Raw genomic sequence first — 17173 nt, 5'->3', positions numbered from 1 at the left:
CGAAAGGATGGCCATGGAAGCCAACGGAATCGTACTTTCGCCCGACCCTCGTCTGCGTCAGGAGTGCGCCGTCATCGAGGAGATCACCCCGGCGATCGAGGTACTTGCCGAGAAGATGAAGAAGATGATGTTCGAGAACGGCGGCTGCGGCCTGGCTGCTCCGCAGATCGGCGAGCTCATTCAGCTTGTCACCATCGACTGCGACTACAGTGACAAGAACGACTATGACCCGTACGTGCTCATCAACCCTGTCATCGTTGAGCAGAGTGACCATCTGGTGCCCTTTAGCGAGGGCTGCCTGTCCATCCCCGGCATTAGCTGTGAGATCGAGCGTCCCGATCACGTTGTCGTCGAGGCGTACGACTTGGACGCCAACCTGATTCGCTATGAGGCCACGGGCGACCTGTTCTGTGTTTGCCTGCAGCACGAGATCGATCACCTGCACGGCAACACCATGTTCGAGCGACTGAAGCCGATGCAGAGGATCAAGGCTGTCAAGGAGTACCAGGACGCCCTGGCCCGCGGCGCTCGACCGGGCGAGACGGAGTAGGTCCCACCGTCCCCGGTGCTGAGCGCCCACATATCATCCCGTGCTCAAACATTCTCGCTTTGCTGCGAAACTGCGCGCGGGACGATATGTAGGCGCTCAGCACCGGGGACTGCGTTTACGTGCTCGTCTCTCCCGGGTGCCGTTGGGCCAGGGAGGGGCGTCTTCGCTGATAATTGCTTTGTTGGGAGGGCTGCTTTTGCTGCAGTCCTTTCTTTGTTTTTGGGTATATTTGAACGTGTTGAATTGATCTGGCGTCTTGGTTGGGACTTGGCCTGGCGCTGTTATTTGTAGCCTTCTTGGCTCTGGGTTTGAGGGGTCTATTTTATGCGTATTGTGTTTATGGGCACGCCTGATTTTGCTGTGCCTTCGTTGACTTCACTTGTTGAGGCTGGGAATGAGATTTCGCTTGTAATTACTCGTCCTGATGCTGTTCGTGGGCGTGGTAAGAAGCTTGAGCCTTCTCCTGTTAAGGCCAAGGCGCTTGAGCTGGGGTTGCCGGTTGTTGAGGCTAATCGCATGACGCCGGAGGTTGTTGAGGCGCTCCAGGCTGCGCAGGCTGATATTTTCTGCGTGGCTGCGTACGGCTGCATTTTGCCTGATGAGGTGCTACATATGGCGCCGCTTGGTATTGTGAATGTTCATGCGTCCTTGCTGCCTCGTTGGCGTGGCGCTGCTCCTATTCAGCGTGCCATTCTTGCTGGTGATGAGGTTGCTGGCGTCTCCATTATGCGTATTGGGCATGGTGTGGATACCGGTGCTTATTGCACCCAGGCTTCCACCTCGGTTGCCGGTAAGCATGCCGAGGCGCTGACTTTGGAGCTTGGCGAGCTTGGTGGCAAGTTGCTGGCCGATACGCTTCCTTCGCTTGCCGACGATACTGCCGTTTGGACTGAGCAGGATGAGTCGCTTGTAACCCATGCTGCGAAGATATCCAAACAGGAGATGCGTCTGGATCCTCAGATGGCGGCGCTTGATTGCGTGCGCCATGTGCTGGCTTCGTCCGATACCGCGCCTGCTCGTTGCGTGATTGCCGGCAAGACCGTGCGTGTGCTTGATGCTGTGCCTGCCGACGTGTCGCTTGATGAGGGTCAGGTGCTCGTTAAGGCCAAGCGCGTTTACCTTGGCCTTTCCGATGGTTCGGTTGAGCTGCTTGAGGTTAAGCCCGATGGCAAGCGTGCCATGGCTGCCTCTGCTTGGGCTGCTGGCCTGCAGGGCGCCGATCTTACCTGGGGTGTTTTGTCATGAGCAAGTTGTCTCCCGCGCGTAAGCTTGCACTCGATGTGTTGATGGAGGCCGATCGCCGCGGCATGTACGCGCGCGATGTGCTGTCCTCCCGTGCTTCCGCCAAGGCCATTGACCAGCGTGATTCCGCGTTTGCCGCGCGTTTGGCGCTCGGTGTTGCCGCCACGCAGGGCATTTTGGACGAGCTGCTCGACCAGTTTCTGGATAAGCCTAAAAAGGTCGCGCCGCGTGTACGCATGGCGCTTCGCATCTCGGCCTTCGAGATGCTCTACCTGCATACGCCGGGCCGCGTGGCGGTTAGCCAGGGTGTTGAGCTCGTGCGCAGCGGTGCTAAGTCCGCTGCCGGACTGGCGAACGCCGTACTGCATAAGGTTGCGGATAACGTTGAGGATTTTGCTACGGCGGCCGATGCCGATGAGTCCGAGCGCCGTTTGGTTCGCCTGTCGCGCCTGATGGGCCTTCCGCGTTGGCTGTGCGCTCGCATTATGGCGTCCTTCGACACGCCCGAGGGTGCGCTCAACTTTGCCGGCAATCTGGCGCCTGCGCCGCTTGCTCTGCACGAAAACGCTTTTGTGACCAAGCCAGATCCGTATATCTCGCAGCTCGTCGCGCCTGTCTTTCCGGGCTGCCATGCGCCGGTCGATGCGCAGGTCACGGTTGCTTCGGGTGTGTTTGAGCGTGCTGCCGCGGTGGCATCTGACCTCAATGCGCAGCTCATCGCCACGGCCGCCACGCGCCCCGGAAGCTGCCTTGAGATCGGCGCCGGTCGTGGCACCAAGACCTATGTGATGATGTGCCAGGCCAAACGTGCCGGTTATGAGCGTCAGCATACTGCGCTCGATCTGCACGACCGCAAGTGCGACCTCAATCTCGCGCGCCTGCACAAGGCGGGCATCAAGGGCGTGCGAACTGTCTCGGGCGATGCCTGCGAGCTCAACGAGGTGCTGACTTCTTTTGACGCCATGCGTGGCGAGCAGGTCAAGTTCGATACCGTGTTTATCGATGCGCCGTGCTCGGGCACCGGAACTATGCGCCGTCATCCCGAGATCCCGTGGCGCTTAACCGAGGGCGATGTGACGACTGAGCTGCCCAAGCTGCAGCTGACGATGCTCAAAGAGGCCGCTGCCCGCGTGGCTGCCGGCGGTGAGCTTATCTACGCCACCTGTTCGGTCTTTGATGAGGAGAACACGCAGGTGGTAGACGCGTTCCTGAGCTCTCCCGAGGGCGAGGGCTTTTCCGTGGCGCCGCTCTCCGAAGCCCAGATCCTGCAGCTGCCCGAGTTCGAACAGGCCAAGAAGCTCGTATCCGTCCGCCAAAACGACCGAGGCCTCTTCCAAAGCGTCCCCATAAACGCCGACTCCTACGACGGCCACTTCTGCGCCAGACTTGTCCGCAAATAAACCGGAGCCCAAGGGTAGCTAATTTGGGACGGGGCTATTTTAGCTACCCCCGCTTGTTGGATGATTTTTCTGGGACGGGGATGAAAAAATCATTGTGTACCTAATGATTTTTTCATCCCCGTCCCAGAAAAATCATCCGGAGCATTCACCCTGACATAGGGTAGCTAAAATAGCCCCGTCCCAAATTAGCTACCCTGGCAGCAAAAAAGGCCCCGCGATCGGTGTTGATCGCGGGGCCGTGTTGTTTCTAGTGGTTATGCGGGCAGTTGGCGCAGCAGCCGCTCGTGGCGTTGGTGCTGGAGCCGCCGCTTCGCTGGTCGGTGTTGTAGAAACCGCTACCCTCAAATTTAATGCCGCTGGCCGAGAACGTCTTGGCCGCCGGGGCACCGCAGCTCGGGCACACGACCTCGGGAGTCTCGGACATGGGATGCTCAACCTCAAACACGTTGCCGCAGCTCGAGCACTTGTAATCGTAGCGCGCCATAATACTTCCTTTTCAGCACAAAGCGGGCAGATTACTCTGCCCGCAAAAATTCAAACGTCTGTAACTGTACCCTATATCGGGGGTTTTATCACGCTTCGCCCCAGAATCTATGGTTGTTGCGCAGGAGCTGTGCGGTTTTGTCCTCAGCGGCTGCAATGTCCGCCTCGTCAGCCTGCCAGGTCCAGTTGCCCGTGGCCACGCCCGGAACGTTCATGCGCGCGTCGTCGCCAAGCCCCAGGATATCCTGTAGCGGCATCATCACTAGGGGAGCGTCGCTTGCCAGCGCGTCGCTCATCAGCTTGGCCGCCACCTCAACACCGCTCGGCTCGTCGCCGCCCGCAAAGGAACGCGTGCACCAGCCGGCCAGCGTCGACGTATCATGCGTCGAGGTGTACAGGATCTTGCCGGGCGTGGGTTGCACGCCGCAACGGACGTCGTAATCGCTAAACTCCAGCACGTCCATGCCGGGGAAGCCGCAGGTCGAAGCCATGGCACGAACGCCAGGCGTCAGATAGCCCAAGTCCTCAGCGATAAAGTTGAGCGGACCCAGCTCGTCATAGGCGGTCTGGAAAAGGTCCTTGCCCGGGCCTGCCAGCCAACGCCCGTCGGCGCAGGCCTTGCCCGCGGGAATGCTAAAGTAGCTGTGGAATCCCAGGAAGTGATCCAGGCGCACACGGTCGTAGAGCGAGAACGCGCGGCGCAGGCGATCCATCCACCAGTTATAGCCGTTCTGCTTCATGTGGTCCCAGCGGAACGTCGGGTTGCCCCACACCTGGCCCTCGGGTGCAAAGTTGTCGGGCGGTGCGCCGGAAATCTCAATCGCCTTGCCGGTATCGGACAGCCAGAAGTTCTCGGGCTCGCTCCACGCATCTGCAGAATCGTCAGACACGTACATAGGAATATCGCCGATAACCTCGACGCCCTTCTTGTGCGCATAGTTCATGAGCTCGCACCAAGCCAGGTCAAAGCGGTACTGCATGTACGCCTGAAGCTCGGCCTCGTCGTGGAAGCGCTTGTCGTCGATCAGATGCTCGTTGTAGCGCGCGACATCTGCCGGCCAATCGTGGCGCGACTCGCCCTCAAAGTACTTCTTAACGGCCATGTAGACGCAGTACTTCTCGAGCCAATCGGCATTGCGATGTTTAAACGCGGTGTACAGCGGATCGGCATCCTCGCCGCCGCGGGCCTTCCAGGTCTCAAAGTCGGCGGCCAGCTCCTCGTGGCTCTCGGGCAGCAGGTCGATATTGCCTGCAAAGGCCGAAGGACCGGCGTAAGGGGAGCGGAAGAAGTCCGTGGGGTTTACGGGGAGAACCTGCCAGTAGCGCATGCCCATGGCGGCCAGATGGTCGATAAAGCGACGCGTGGGCGCGCCGATCGTACCGGGCTTGCCGTCGTCGGTCGGCACCGATGTGATATGGCACACAACACCCGCACCGTGATCGAGCGGCTCCTGCAGGCGCTGCTCGGCATGGTGATAGATGATCGACGAGCCCAGCGGATACAGATCGAGCGTGACCGTACCGTTGTGGATCTCGCACTCGTGACCGCTGATCACGTCACTCGCACATTCGTCGAGCGCCGGAATCGTCACGCGGTGCGAGTTGCGCAGGCTGCGGTTGATGATGACTGTCGCGGACTCGCCGTCTTTACCGGTACGGTTGTAGGCCAGCACCTCGTCATTGAGCGCGAAGGCCTTGATTTCACCGTCGATCATAAACGGCAGCGCGCGGCGCACAGCAGATGCGTTCTTGACGATCGCAAACGTATCGAAGTCGTGCAGGTTTTCCTTGGTCGGCATGGTGCGACGATTGCCCGGATCGGTGAGACCCTCCAAGCCGTACTCGTCACCGTAATAGATTGAGGGAACGCCCGGGAACGTCATCTGCATGAGCGTCGCGAGCCAAAAACGGCTCTTGGCCAGGCCCATCGCGTTCTCGTCCAGGCGCCACTTGCTGCGCTCGCACTCGGGCAGCTTCGACTCGTCGGGGCCGCCGCCGAGCACCGAGATGATGCGCGGACGGTCGTGGCTCGAAAGCAGATTAAGTGCGCAAGACAGGGCCTCACGCGGATAGTTCTCACGTAGGGTCTCGATATCCTCGGCAGCTTGGTAGGCGTTTTTGTAGCCCATCAAAAAGCCGATGACCATGTCACGGAAGGGGTAATCCATGGCCGAATCGAGCTCGGAGCCTTGAAGATAGCGACGCAGATGACCGTAGCTGATCTTATTGGAGGCGTCTTCCCAGACTTCGCCGAGCAACAGCGCGTCAGACTTTTCGGCGAGCACGGCCTTTTTGATCTCGGCCAGGAAATCGTCCGAAAGCTCGTCGGCCACATCCAGGCGCCAGCCGTGAGCGCCGGCGCGCAGCCATTTACGGATCACGCCGTCCTTGCCCAGGATCCGCTCGCGCACCAGCTCGGAGCTCTCATTGATGGCGGGCATATTGCCCACGCCCCACCAGCAGTCGTATGAGCCGTCCTCGTGGAAATAAAACGCATCGCGCCACGGCGAATCCTCGCTCTGCCAGGCACCGACGCCGGGGTAGTTGCCATAGCGGTTGAAGTAGATTGAATCGTCGCCCGTGTGGTTGAACACACCGTCCAGGATGATGGAAATGCCCAGCTTTTCGGCCGCCTGGCACAGCTCGGTAAAGTCCTGCTCGGTGCCCAGGATCGGGTCGATCTTGGTGTAATCGGCCGTGTCGTAGCGGTGGTTGCTCGCGGCTTCAAAGATGGGGTTGAGGTAGATGGCCGTAAAGCCTAGCTCGGCGATGCGAGGCAGGTCTTCCTGTATACCCTTGAGCGATCCGCCGTAAAAGTCCCAGGTCTTGATGGAGCCGTCCTCGGCGCGCTCGTACTCAGGCGGCTCGTTCCAGTCCTCGACCATGCGGCGCTGAATGCCCTTACGCGGTTTCTCGACCTCGGCCAGCGTGCGCTCGCGCCAGTGCTCGTCGCGGGCATAGCGATCGGGGAAGATCTGGTAGACCATACCGCGCTCGTACCACTCGGGTCGAACTTCGCGGTGCTTGTAGACGGTAATCTGGAAGGATGGAACCTCGGCGTAGTCGTAGGTTACGCCTTCGCCGCCGGTGCGGCCCTGTGGTGCGCCCAGGCGAACCTCGGGCTGGCCCTCGATGTTGCAGATAAAGCTGTACCAGATAAGACAGGGCTCGGTGCATTTGAGCTCGCCGGTAAAAATGCCATCGCCCTCGTGCTCCATCGGAATCAGGGTCTCGCCGACGCCATCGACCCAGGTGCGCAGGGTGAGCGTTGCCTGGTTGGGATCGGCGTCCTCCAAAATCACCGAGAGTGCAACGGAAGTTCCAGTGGTCACAGCGCCAAACGGAATGCGAAACTGCGGCAGACGGCTGTTGTGTATCAATCTCATAGTACGGTCCAGTTCTATACATTCATGGCCAACGGGTCATGGACTTAACGCACAGTTCTTAAGTATATCGTTGTACTTTAGTTGTCTAAACCACAGCCGTTCACTATCGGCGAACGGTTGTCCTAGAAAATCGTTTTACCAAATCTATAGAACAAGGGGGCGTCGCGGTTAACGACACCCCCTTGTATGGTGATGTTTGGGTTTTGGATCGTCCGGATTAGCGACGCTTGCGGGTGGCGGTTGCCTTGCGGACGGACGTCTTCTTGGACGGGGCCTTTTCCTCGGCCGGAGCGGCGGGGGAGACCGGAGTCACCTTGGCGGGCTCGGGCTTTGCCTCAACCTTGGCCTCGGCCTTCGGGGCGGCCTTGACCTCGGGCTTGGCTTCTGCCTTGAGGGCAGCGGCCTTGGTCGTGGTCTTCTTGGCCGTCGTCGTGGCGCGCTTGCGCGTGGTGGTCTTGGCAGCGGGCTTGGGCTCGGCGCCTGTCTCCTCAACCTTGGCAGTCGGCTTTGCAGCGGCCTTGGGGGCAGCCTTCGTTGCAGCGGCCTTGGTGGTCGTTGTCTTCGAAGCCGTGGTCTTCTTGGCAGCGGTGGTCTTAGCGGCGGTCGTCTTCTTGGCTGCGGTCTTAGCCGGAGCCTTGGCGGCCGGCTTGGCCTCGGTGGCAGGAGCCTCAGCCGTGGCCTCGGCCTTTACCTCGGGAGTAGCCTCAACTTCGGTGGCCTTCTTGGCGGCAGCGGTCGTGCGCTTGCGCGTGGTCGTTGCTTTGGCAGCGGTCGTCTTGGTAGCAGCAGCCTTGGTCGTCGAAGCGGTCTTGGTGGCAGCCTTCGTAGTAGTAGCCTTCTTGGCCGTCGTCTTACGCGTCGTGGTCTTCTTGACGGCAGGCTTCGCAGCCGGCTTGGCCTCGGGTTCGCGAGCATCCTCTGCCTTGGGCTCAGCCTCAGCCTTCACCTCGGGCTCAGCCTCAGCCTTCACCGCAGCATCCTCAACCACAGCCGCCGGCCTCTCAATCTCCGGATGCATAAAGAAGTACAGGTCCAGATACTTATCGGCCGAGCGTGTCCAGCTAAAGTCCTGGCTCATAGCCTGCGTGACCAGCTGGTTCCAGGCCTCGCGTTTGTCCCAGAACAGACGTGCCGCGCGGAACACGGCGTCGCCCATCTCGTCGCCGTTAAAGTTGCTAAACGAGAAGCCCGTGCCCTCGCCGGTAAACTCGTTGTACGGGATCACCGTGTCCTTCAGGCCACCGGTCTCGCGCACGATGGGCAGGGTGCCGTAGCGCATGGCGATGATCTGCGACAGGCCGCAGGGCTCAAACTTCGAAGGCATCAGGAACATGTCGGCAGCGGCGTACATACGCTGCGACAGCGCCGGGTCAAACTCGATGCGCGCGGCCATGGTGCCGGGGTATTTGTCCTGGAAGTAGCGCAGACCGTCCTCGTAGTCGCGGTCGCCGGTGCCCAGTACCGCCACCTGCACGCCGCCGGCCAGAATGCGGTCAAGCGCGTACATGACCAGGTCCATGCCCTTCTGGCGCGTCAGGCGCGTGACCATAACCATCAGCGGGCGGTCGTCGCGAACCTCGAGCCCCAGCTCCTCCTGCAGCTTGGCCTTGCATACGGCCTTGCCGGAGCGGTCCTCCACGGTGTAGTTGGCGGCAATGCGCTTGTCGGTCTCCGGGTCAAAGCCCGCGACGTCGATGCCATTCAAAATGCCCTGCAGCGCGTAAGAACGCTCGCGCAGCACGCCGTCCAGGCCCTCGCCAAACTCGGGCGTCTGAATCTCGTTGGCATAGGTGGGGCTCACCGTGGTGATGGCGTCGGCATAGCGAAGCGCGCCCAGCATGTAGTTGATGCTGCAGGCGTCGCAACGCAGCTGCGAGGCGGCCGCCGGAACGTGTGCCACACCCAGGATGTCCTCCATCACGGTATCGCTAAACTGGCCCTGGAACGCCACGTTGTGGATCGAGAACACGGTCTTCACGCGGTCGTACAGCGGCAGACCCTGGTAGAACTCGCGCAGGAACACGGGCGCCAGCGCCGTCTGCCAGTCGTTGCAGTGCAGGATGTCGCACTCAAAGCCGGCCGGCAGGTGCTGCAGGCTCTCGGTGATGGCCTTGGAGAAGAACGCAAAGCGCTCGCCGTCGTCAAAGAAGCCGTACGGATAGTCGCGCGCAAAGTAGCGCTCGTTGTCGATAAACATATAGGTGACGCCGTCGTGCTCGAGCTTCTCCAGCCCGCAGTACTCGTTGCGCCAGCCCAGGCTCACGTAAAAGTCGGCAAAGTGCTCCATCTGCGCCTTGTACTCGTCCTTGATGGTTGCGTACTTGGGCACCATTACGATGACTTCGGCGCCGGCGCGCACAAGCGCCGCAGGCAGCGAGCCCGCCACGTCACCCAGGCCACCGGTCTTCACAAACGGTGCGCACTCGGCCGAGGCAAACACGATCTGCATCTTTTTGCTGGTTTCTGCCATATTGTCTCCCATGTTGCAATTCGAGAATAGCCGCCAGGTACAAACCGGGCGGCTATTCTTCAGTTTACGTGCGATTATGCGACGCCAATGTTAACGAGCGATGGTGGTATCGGAAGTTAACGGAGCCTTGCCCAGCACCAGGATGTTCTCGGGCGTGCCGCGAAGCTCGGTGTTGACGGGTACCACGTTGTTCTTGTCCAGAATGGCGTTCTCGACGCGGGCGCCGCTCTTGATGACGCAGCTCTGGTTGATGATCGAGTTGGTCACCGAGGCGCCTTCCTCAACCACAACGCCGCGCGACAGGATCGAGTTGCGCACGGTGCCCTTGATGATGCAGCCGGCCGAGATGATCGAGTTGCAAGCGTGGCTGCCGGTCGCATAGTGTGAAGGGGGCACGTCGTGGGCCTTGGTCAGGATCGGGCGCTCCGGATCGAAGAGCTGGTCTGCCACGGTCTGGTCGAGCAGGTCCATGCTGCGGCGGTACAGCGAGTTCTCGCTAAACACGCCCACGACCTCGCCTTTGTACTCGTAGCTGCACACGTCGATGTTGCCAAAGTCGCTCTGGAGCGCCTCGAGCAGGTCCAGATAGTCGGCGGCCTGGTAGTGATCGATAATCTCGAGCAGCGTGTCGCGGTTGACGATGCAGCAGTCCATGGACGCGTTGTCGCCATACACGACGCCGGCGCTCACGCCCGTCAGGCGGCCGTTCTCGTTAATCTCGAGCTTGGTCTCGTCATCGACGTTGCGCGTGGCCTTGCAGTACACCACGGTCATCTGGGCACCGGAGTTCTCGTGCGCGTCGATGATGGTGTTGAGGTCCATGTTAAAGATGATATTGGTGCCCATCATCACAACGTAGGGCTTGTCCGAGCGCTGGAACAGCGTCTTGTTGGAGATGATGTCGCGCAGCAGGAAGCGCATGCCGCCCTTGGTGGTGCCATATGCGTTGCCGGGCACCATGAACAGGCCGCCCTTCTTGCGGTCCAGGCCCCAGTCCTTGCCCGAACCAACGTGGTCGATCAGCGAGCGGTAGTTGCCCGGCATGACGACGCCGACGGTCTTAATGCCGGCATTCATCATGTTGGACAGCGGGAAGTCGATCAGGCGGTAGCGGCCCAAAAACGGGACGGACGCGATGGGGCGGTCCTTAAGCAGCACGCTGCCGTAGGTCGAAGAGTAGTTAGCGGTGATGTAACCGATGGCCTTGCGATTGATCATCGGATCATTCCCCCTTCCCGATAACGACGTCATTTCCAACGACGGCCGTATCCTTGGTGGTATCGACAGAGCCGAGCTTCACGCCCTCTTCGACCGTGGAGTTCTCGCCCAAAATAGCGCGGCAGATGTGCGCGCCGCTCTTAACGTGCGCACCCGGCAGCAGCACGGAGTCCTCGACCACAGCGCGCTCCTCGATGATGACATCGGTCGAAAGAATCGAGTGGCGCGCGGTGCCGTAGATCTTGCAGCCGTTGGAGACCAGGCAGTCGTCCAGGCGGCCGTCCGGGCCAATGTAGTGCGGCGGACGCGTGGTGATGTTGGACATGATGGGGAAGTGCTTGTCGAATAAATCGAACTCGGGGTTGTTGCCCAGCAGGTCCATCGAGGTCTCGTGGAAGCTGGCGATGGTGCCGACGTCCTTCCAGAAGCCATGGAACTCGTAGCTGTACAGGCGCTTGTCCTCGCCGAGCAGCTTGGGGATGATGTCCTTGCCAAAGTCGTGGCTCGAGCGCTGGTCCAGAGCGTCCTCCTCGAGCGCCTTGATCAGCACGTCGGCCGAGAAGATGTAGATGCCCATGGAAGCAAGGTTCGAATCGGGCTTTTCGGGCTTCTCGGTGAACTTGGTGATGCGGCCGTCCTCGGGGTCGGTGGTCAGGATGCCAAAGCGGCTGGCCTCCTCCCAAGGCACGGGCATAACGCTCACCGTGAGGTCGGCGTTGTTTTCGATATGCGTCTTGAGCATCTTGCGGTAGTCCATGCGATACAGATGGTCGCCGGACAGGATCAGGACGTACTTGGGGTCGTTGGCCTTAATGTAGTCCAGGTTCTGCGTAATGGCGTCGGCCGTGCCCGCATACCACGCGCCGCCGGTCTGCGTCTCGTACGGCGGCAGGATCGACACACCGCCGTCGCGGCTGTCCAGATCCCACGCCTCGCCGGAGCCCACATAGGCGTGCAGCAGGTAGGGACGATACTGCGTCAGAACGCCCACCGTGTCGATGCCCGAGTTAGAGCAGTTGGACAGCGAAAAGTCGATAATGCGGAACTTGCCACCAAAGCTAACCGCCGGCTTGGCGATCTTTTGGGTGAGTGCCCCCAATCGGCTGCCCTGTCCTCCTGCGAGGAGCATCGCGATGCATTCTTTCTTACTCATCGATTTCTCCTTCTGTCATCGATGTTTCTAAACCCATTAGCGACGGGCGCGGCGCAACGTCACGCCCGTCGAGTAATGCCGTGCTGGCATAGGGGAGCTCGCGCGCCTTTACGCGTGCCAGATCTCGTCGCGGTACTCGCGAATGGTGCGGTCGCTCGAGAACCAGCCGCTCGAGGCGGTGTTGAGCAGCGCCTTGCGGTTCCAGGTCTCCTGGTCGCCGTAGCTGTCGGTGAGCTTCTCCCACGCATCCACGTAGCTGCGGAAGTCGGCCATGACCAAATCGGGGTCGTTGTTGTTCATGAGCTCGTTGTAGATGCTCTCGAAGTTGCCCGAAAGACCCGCAAAGGTGTTGTCCTTGAGCTCGTCCATCACGCGGCCCAGACGCTCGCGGTCGCCGTTGAGGGTATCCCACGCAAAGTAGCTGTTGGATGCCCAGAGCTGCTCGACCTCGGGGGCGGTCAGGCCAAAGATGGCCTCGTTCTCGCGGCCGGCCAGGTCGGCGATCTCGATGTTGGCGCCGTCGAGGGTTCCCAGCGTAATGGCGCCGTTCATCATGAGCTTCATGTTGGACGTGCCCGAGGCCTCCTTGCCGGCCGTGGAAATCTGCTCCGAGATCTCGGCGGCGGGGTAGATGAGCTGAGCGTTGCTCACACGGAAGTTGGGGATAAAGCAGACCTTCATGACCTCGTTCACGCGCGGGTCGTTGTTGATAACGTCGGCCACGGAGTTAATGAGGCGGATGGTCTCCTTGGCAAAGGTGTAGCTCGAGGCAGCTTTGCCGCTAAAGATGAAGGTCGTCGGCGTCACGTGGAAATTGGGATCGGCGATGCGACGGTTGTAGATGTCCATCACCTTCATGATGTTCATGAGCTGGCGCTTGTAGGCGTGGAAGCGCTTCACCTGAACATCGAAGACGGTGTTGGGGTCAATGACCAGACCGGTCTCGGCCTTAACGTAGGCGGCCAGACGCTCCTTGTTGGCGCGCTTGGAGGCACCCACGGCCTTCAGGAACTCGGTGTCGTCCTTAAACTCCTTGAGCTTCTCCAGCTCAAAGGCGTCCTTGAGCCAGCCGTCGCCAATGGCCTCGGTGACGAGCTTGGCGTAGGTGGGATTGGCCTCGGCAAAGAAGCGACGGTGCGAGATGCCGTTGGTCTTGTTGTTGAACTTCTCGGGCGTCAGGGCATAGAAGTCCTTGAGCACGATGTTCTTGATGATGTCGGAGTGGATCTTGGCCACGCCGTTGACGCTGTGGCTGCAGATCACGGACAGGTTGGCCATGCGAATCTCGCCGTCCCACAGAATGGCGGTCTGGCGCAGACGCTCCTGCCAACCCTCCTGCGTGGTGTCGAACGACTCGTGCCAACGACGGCTGATCTCGTCGATGATCTGGTACACGCGGGGGAGGAGCTTGGAGAACGTGCCGATGGGCCACTTCTCCAGAGCCTCGGGCAGGATGGTGTGGTTGGTGTAGCTCACAACCTGCGTCACGATGTTCCAGGCGTCGTCCCACTCGAGCTTCTTCTCGTCGATGAGGATGCGCATGAGCTCGGGGCCGCACATGGCGGGGTGCGTGTCGTTGGTATGGATGGCAACAAACTGCGGCAGCAGCTCCCAGTTCTCGCCGTGCTCCTTCTCAAAGGTGTCGAGCAGGCTGTAGATGCCGGCCGAGACAAACAGGTACTCCTGCTTCAGGCGCAGCAGGCGGCCGTGCTCGCCGGCGTCGTTGGGGTAGAGGATGGCGCTGATGGCCTCGGCCTCGGCGCGCTCGGCGTCGGCCAGGGCGTAGTCGCCGCGGTTGAAGGCCTCCAGGTCAAAGTGCTCCTCGACCGGCTCGGCGGCCCAGACGCGCAGCTTGTTGACGGTCTCGCCGGCATAGCCCACCACGGGGATGTCATAGGGGACGGCCAGTATGTCCTGCGTGTCCACCGTGCGGTAGAACGTGCGGCCGTTCTCCTCAAAGCCCTCAACGTGGCCACCAAACTTAATGGTCACGGCCTTGTCCTGACGGCGGACCTCCCACGGATAGCCGTGCGTGAGCCACTCGTCGGTGGTCTCCACCTGGCTACCGTTGACGATCTCCTGCTTAAACAGGCCGTAGCGGTAGCGCATGCCGTTGCCGTAGCCGGCAATGCCCTCGGCTGCCATGGAATCCAAAAAGCATGCGGCCAGACGACCCAGGCCACCGTTGCCCAGGGCCGGATCGGGCTCCTGGTTCTCGATGACGGACAGATCGAAGCCCATGTCGTCGAGCGCCTCGGCCACCATGTCGCGCACGCCAAAGTTGAGCAGGTAGTTGTCGAGCAGGCGGCCGATCAAAAACTCGATCGAGAAGTAGTACACGCGCTTTTTGCCCTCGGCGGTGGCGCGGGCGTCGCTCTTGGTGGCAACGGTGCGCGCCTTCTCGGCCACGAGCTTGGCCAGGGCGTTAACGCGGTCGAGGTCGCTGGCGGCCTCGATGCTCTTGCCGCTGATGCTCATGACGGCATCGCGATATAGCTCGGTAAACTCCTGCTTGTTGTCGAAGATCTTATTCATACGTTCCTTTCCCCCGGGGATGTTTCTCCCGGAACGATTATGACTTGTATCCTACGCCTCGGCGAGGCGGGTAATTACAGCTGTAACGGCTTTGTTACGCATCCTTGGCAGACGACTTAACAGAAGCAGACTTGGCCTTGGTAGTGGCCTTTTTGGCAGCCGGCTTCTTGGTCGCGGTAGCCTTAGCAGTGGGCTTTGCGGCAGCCTTAGCCTTGGCCTTGGTGGTCGTAGCCTTCGCCTTGGCCGGAGCCTTCTTGGCAGCCGCAGGCTTGGGCTTCACCGAGGACGTGCGCTTCTTGGGCGCAGCCTTGGGCTCCTCAACCACCGGCGGCTTGTAGCTGCTGGGACCGCGGCGCTTAAGCACCACGCCAGCCAGGCCGGGCACCTTGATCTCGATGGAGTCCATCTGCCCGTTCCAGGGGTAGGGCTCGCTCGAGCAGGTGTAGGGCTCTTCGCCGGCATATCCACTTCCGCCAAACTCGGGACGGTCGGAGTCAAAGATGACCTCCCAGTCTCCCTCGCGCGGCACGCCCACGCGGAAGCTCTCATAGCTCGCCGGGTCAAAGTTGATCAGGATCACCAGGTCGTCGTCGATGTCCTCGCCCTGGCGCACAAAGCTCACGATGGACTGCTTGGAGTTGTCCGCATCGATCCAGGTAAAGCCGTCGTCGGTGTATCCGCGCTCGTACAGGGCGGGCTCGGCGGTGTACAGGTGGTTGAGCGCCTTGATAAACGCCTGATGATGCCTGTGAGTCTCGTACTCCTCGGTTAGGAACCACTGGATTGACTCGTAGTAGCGCCACTCAATAAACTGGCCGATCTCGTTGCCCATAAAGTTGAGCTTGGCACCGGGGTGCGTCATCTGGTAGAAGGCCAGCGTGCGCAGGCCGGCAAACTGACGCCACCAGTCGCCCGGCATACGGCCGATGAGCGAGCACTTGCCGTGCACGACCTCGTCGTGGCTCAGCGGGCAGATAAAGTTCTCGGTAAAGGCGTACATGATGGAGAACGTGAGCAGGCCGTGGTTGCCGGGGCGCCACGGAAAATCGGTCTGCATGTAGTGAAGGGTGTCGTTCATCCAGCCCATGTCCCACTTGTAGTGGAAGCCCAGGCCGCCGTCCTGCGGCGGATAGGTCACGAGCGGCCACGCGGTGGACTCCTCGGCCATCATCATCACGTCGGGGAAGTGCGCCTCTACAGCGCAGTTGACCTGGCGGATAAACGCGCTGGCGTCCAGGTCCTCCTCGGTACCGTACTTGTTGAACTTCTTTTGGCCCGGATCGTCGATGCCAAAGTTGAGGTACAGCATGCTGGACACGCCGTCCATGCGAATGCCGTCCACGTGGAAGTTCTCGAGCCAGTACAGCACGTTGGAGACCAGGAAGGAGCGGACCTCGCCGCGGGCGAAGTCGAACTTGTGCGTGCCCCAGTTGGGGTGAATCTCGTGCTCAAACAGCATGTGGCCGTTAAAGGCGGCAAGGCCGTGGGAGTCGGCGCAAAAACCGCCGGGTACCCAGTCCATGATCACGCCGATGCCTGCCTCGTGGCACGCGTCGATAAAATGCATGAGCTGCTGAGGGTTGCCGTAACGCGACGTGGCGGCGTAATAGCCGGTCGTCTGGTAGCCCCAGGAGCCGTCGAAGGGATGCTCCATGAGCGGCATGACCTCGATATGCGTGTAGCCCATGTCGCGCACGTAGTCCACGAGCTCCACCGACAGGTCGTCGTAGGTGTAAAACTCGCCGCGCTGCGCGGGGAAGGGGTCCATGGGGCCGGGGTAGTTGCCATACTCGTCGGGCTCGCCCTGCGGCGCGTCGCCGTGGCGCTTCCACGAGCCAATATGCACCTCGTAGATGTTAAGGGGCTGCGACATGTGGTTGTGGCTTGCACGGCGCTTGAGCCATACGGCGTCGTTCCACTGGTAGCCATCGAGGGTCCACAGCACGCTGGCGGTACCCGGGGGGCACTCGGCCTTAAAGGCGTACGGATCGGCCTTGTAGAGCTTTTCGCCCTCGTTGGTCTCAATGAGGTATTTATAGAGCTGGCCCTGCTCGGCGCCAGGAATAAAGCCTTCCCAAATAGCGCTCGTATGCATGGGCACCAGCGGGTTGGCTTGTTCATTCCAGTCGTTAAATTCGCCAATGACGTGAACGCTCTTTACGTCGGGCGCCCAAACGCAAAAACGCCAGCCGCGCGTACGGTTCTGCGTATCGGGGTGCGCGCCCATCTTTTCCCAGCTGCGCTCCCACGTACCGATGCCAAACAGATAGACATCGTCCTTGGTGAGCTCCGGTGCGTGCGGGGCGGCTTTACGGGTAGCAGGCTTTTTGGTTGCTGGCTTTAGCTTTGTATCGCTCACGTTTGATCCCATCATGACGCGGCAGCGTGTTGCCTTGGTGACTAGATGCGAAAGGTCCAAGGCTGCACGAATCGAAGGGACGGCGATAGTTCTATGATTCGTTCCACCTCGCGTGCTCGGTGGAACTTTCGGCAAAAACTACGATAACACCTGTACGTTAGTTTTATGAACGAAAGCGGATTTGCGGGGGCGTTTAATCGGTAAGCGACATGTTTATACCACTGGCAGAATTGCCGTGGTAAAACTCTTGACAGTTTTACCAATTGGGGTTTCAAAACTGTTAGGCTGACGTTTGGTAAAGGTAGCGCGCAGAGATGTGGTGTAAGAGGCGGGGCATGCCCCGCCTCTTCTCTTTCTTGAAAGGGAGGGGACACCGC

10 protein-coding genes are annotated in these 17173 nt (G+C 60.5%); 3 read left to right on the top strand and 7 right to left on the bottom strand.

Features of this window, described 5'->3' with window-relative positions:
* Positions 1–13 precede the first annotated feature (13 nt).
* From def to I1M21_RS05905, 3 genes are all read left to right on the top strand, one after another.
* Complete coding sequence (gene def / locus I1M21_RS05915; protein ID WP_195192828.1) at positions 14–550, top strand: peptide deformylase; 537 nt, start codon at positions 14–16, stop codon at positions 548–550.
* Positions 551–874: 324 nt separating this feature from the next.
* The gene (fmt, locus tag I1M21_RS05910; protein WP_195192827.1) at positions 875–1795 is read left to right on the top strand and encodes a methionyl-tRNA formyltransferase; all 921 of its coding nucleotides are present in this window, start codon (positions 875–877) and stop codon (positions 1793–1795) included.
* Positions 1792–3192 carry an RsmB/NOP family class I SAM-dependent RNA methyltransferase gene (locus I1M21_RS05905; RefSeq protein WP_195192826.1) on the top strand — a complete coding sequence of 467 codons (1401 nt, stop codon included), beginning with the start codon at positions 1792–1794 and terminating at the stop codon, positions 3190–3192. The genes fmt and I1M21_RS05905 overlap by 4 nt, the downstream gene beginning before the upstream one ends.
* A 247-nt stretch (positions 3193–3439) precedes the next feature.
* On the opposite strand, the gene I1M21_RS05900 is transcribed toward I1M21_RS05905, so the two are convergent.
* The 7 genes from I1M21_RS05900 to glgB form a co-directional block, all read right to left on the bottom strand.
* Entirely contained in the window at positions 3440–3676 is a 237-nt protein-coding gene (locus I1M21_RS05900) for an FmdB family zinc ribbon protein (protein WP_195192825.1), read from the bottom strand.
* 88 nt (positions 3677–3764) lie between these two features.
* Positions 3765–7061, bottom strand: coding sequence for a 4-alpha-glucanotransferase (locus I1M21_RS05895; protein WP_195192824.1), 3297 nt, complete (start codon positions 7059–7061; stop codon positions 3765–3767).
* Between the two features lie 217 nt (positions 7062–7278).
* Positions 7279–9531 (bottom strand): glycogen synthase GlgA, encoded by a 2253-nt coding sequence (gene glgA / locus I1M21_RS05890; protein WP_195192823.1) that lies wholly within the window; start codon positions 9529–9531, stop codon positions 7279–7281.
* A gap of 90 nt (positions 9532–9621) precedes the next feature.
* The gene (gene glgD / locus I1M21_RS05885; RefSeq protein ID WP_195192822.1) at positions 9622–10749 is read right to left on the bottom strand and encodes a glucose-1-phosphate adenylyltransferase subunit GlgD; all 1128 of its coding nucleotides are present in this window, start codon (positions 10747–10749) and stop codon (positions 9622–9624) included.
* 4 nt (positions 10750–10753) lie between these two features.
* Positions 10754–11902: a glucose-1-phosphate adenylyltransferase gene (locus tag I1M21_RS05880; RefSeq protein ID WP_195192821.1), complete on the bottom strand. Its 1149-nt coding sequence runs from the start codon at positions 11900–11902 to the stop codon at positions 10754–10756.
* Positions 11903–12010: 108 nt separating this feature from the next.
* Complete coding sequence (locus I1M21_RS05875; RefSeq protein ID WP_195192820.1) at positions 12011–14437, bottom strand: glycogen/starch/alpha-glucan phosphorylase; 2427 nt, start codon at positions 14435–14437, stop codon at positions 12011–12013.
* A 94-nt stretch (positions 14438–14531) separates the two neighbouring features.
* The gene (gene glgB / locus I1M21_RS05870) at positions 14532–16811 is read right to left on the bottom strand and encodes a 1,4-alpha-glucan branching protein GlgB (protein WP_195192819.1); all 2280 of its coding nucleotides are present in this window, start codon (positions 16809–16811) and stop codon (positions 14532–14534) included.
* Positions 16812–17173 lie beyond the last annotated feature (362 nt).

Source organism: Collinsella aerofaciens, assembly GCF_015546965.1.
Taxonomy (GTDB): domain Bacteria; phylum Actinomycetota; class Coriobacteriia; order Coriobacteriales; family Coriobacteriaceae; genus Collinsella; species Collinsella aerofaciens_X.
This window is presented reverse-complemented; position numbering and strand designations above follow the sequence as displayed.